Source organism: Longibaculum muris, from assembly GCF_004343035.1.
GTDB classification, from domain to species: Bacteria; Bacillota_I; Bacilli_A; order Erysipelotrichales; family Coprobacillaceae; genus Longibaculum; species Longibaculum muris.
Genome location: NZ_SMCQ01000050.1, coordinates 1 through 2357, shown reverse-complemented (window position 1 = coordinate 2357; position 2357 = coordinate 1). Strand labels below are relative to the sequence as shown.

Below are 2357 nucleotides of genomic sequence, written 5' to 3'. Positions count from 1 at the left end.
TATTGGTTTTTTTACCACAAGGGATATAAAGGTATGAGATATGCCTTTGTACACGCTAATATGATGAGAAAGCTTCGTCTTATGATATTAGAAGCAAGTTCCAAACATACGACACAGGAATATGCAGGAGAGGAGAGAGTTGCAAAACTCCCACGCATTCAAATCATATTTGATGACGGCATGACCAGAGGAAAAGTCATTATAGGAAATTCCATACGTCATCATAAGCTGTTAGAAGATATGAACATATCTTCTGCATTAGGAAAGTATATCGTTTCTGAACAGTATTTTTCTGATGATATGAATACATATGTCTATGAATTTGAACTTGCAGAAACAGACCAGCTTGCTTTTAAGAATTACAAAGATTTTCAGTTGTTATGTTCCAAGCAAGAAAACGGAACATTGTTCATTGACGATAGAAATAGAGTTCCACTACACCATACACTTATTGTAGGTTCGACAGGTTCAGGAAAGACATATGCAACATATTCGTTGATTTTACAGTTGTTGAATTTTTCGACTGTACCAGAGATATATTTTGCAGACCCAAAATGTTCTGCTTTATACGTGGTTGGTAAGTCTATCTCATGTGACAAAACAGCTGGAAGTGCCAATGAAATTGTATTCCTGCTTCAGCGTTTCTATGAAGCAATGCAAAAGCGTGAACAGGAAGCACAAGAGTATCTTAACAATAAACTTGACAGTGATTTTAAGGACTGGGGTCTGCAGGCTCACGTCTTGATTATTGATGAGTTTTCTTCATTCCAGTCTGTAGTAAATACCCTTGATAAATTTACAAGAGACAGGGTCAATATGTATCTGACAAATATTATTCAGAAAGGCAGACAGCTCGGCTTCTTCATGTGGATAATCATGCAGAAATCAGACAGCAAGATATTGCCAACATATCTTCGTGACAATCTTGTTTTCAAGGTCGTGCTCGGACAGGCTACTGATACGACTTATCAGACAGCCTTTGAAGAATACGCTGATCTGCCGAAGCGGAATTTTCAGCAAGGGCAAGGCTTATATACGTTCCAAGGTTTGACAAGGCAACCGAAAGTGTGTTCATTCCCGACCTTGAAGTTTGATATTCTTAAAGCTGTCCGTACTCGGTAGATAACTCATTCTGCGGGGGTTATGTAATAACCCCCGCAGAACAAGAATAAGAACCAAATACAAAGAACAGGAAAGGAAAAATTTATGAAATATAAATCTACCGTGAAAGTTGGTATAGATGAAATCACACTTGTACTGTTTCCAAATGAAAAAGTCCCCCCAGATGAATGGATAATCAAAGCAGATGAAATACTGGGAAGATTTATCGATTTATCAAAGATTGAAGAATTGTTCGGAAAAATGCAAGAGGCTCAATATGGCGTTCAGCAAGGCTATAGTACAGGACTGACCTTTGAAAACAAACCTTGGCACATGAGCATATCATGGCATGAATACTTGCAGACTATGGGTATCTGCATAAAATTTTCCGCTTATGCTTGGTCGGTATATCAGTCTACTTTTTTTGAAAGATATGGTAAGAGAATGAACATTGCTTTATTTCTGAAAATGATACAAAGTGATTTCTATATAGCAAGACTTTCTAGGATTGATATGACTGCTGATTATTTCAACTTTCATAAATGTTTCAATCCTAACACGATATATCAGAACTTGAAAAGCGGTTCAATTATTGTCAAAGACTATAAGAACCGCAGTATGATAAAAACATTCAATGGAGTTGATAAAAACGGCATTATCTCTACCTTATATGTCGGCTCGAGGAAATCGAATACAAGATGTTTTACACGCATATACGATAAAAAAGCAGAGCAGATTGAAACAAAAGGGTTTCGATATGAAGAAGCAATCAATTGCAAAAGCTGGATACGTCAGGAAGTCGTATTTAAGGGAACTTATGCACACCAAATTACAGAAGAATTATTGAATATTACTGATGAAAAAGAACTTGTGCAATTTATCGCACATCAGATTACAGATAGATACAGATTTTATGATATACAGACTAAAAAAGAAATGAAATATACAAGAGCACTTCTCTATATTATGAATAACGCTCAGTTCAATCATTTATCAACTGCAATCGCAAAAGATAATGACCTTAAGCGTTCAATAATATATCTTCTGAAAGGTTCGGGATTATGTCCCACATTTTATAAAGCTTTTGAAGTATGGGGAGAAGGTGCAGACAAAGAAATTGCAAATTATCTTTTTGAATATTATGAAAAGTTTTACATACCAGAAGCGAATCAAAAAAAGGAAATAAAGTCATGGATAAAGAAACACAGAAGCACATTAAGACAGCAGACCATAACGGAATATCTGAAAGGAGTGTG

The 2357-nt window shown here is 35.9% G+C and carries 2 protein-coding genes; both read left to right on the top strand.

Translation table 11 applies throughout. The annotated features are described in order from the left end of the window. Window positions 1–1122, top strand: a 1122-nt coding sequence (locus EDD60_RS15965; protein ID WP_276330913.1) for a type IV secretory system conjugative DNA transfer family protein, incomplete at its 5' end; no start/stop codon positions are given. 84 nt (window positions 1123–1206) lie between these two features. After that, window positions 1207–2357: replication initiation factor domain-containing protein (locus tag EDD60_RS15960; protein WP_132226555.1), on the top strand; the 1151-nt coding region annotated here is incomplete at its 3' end.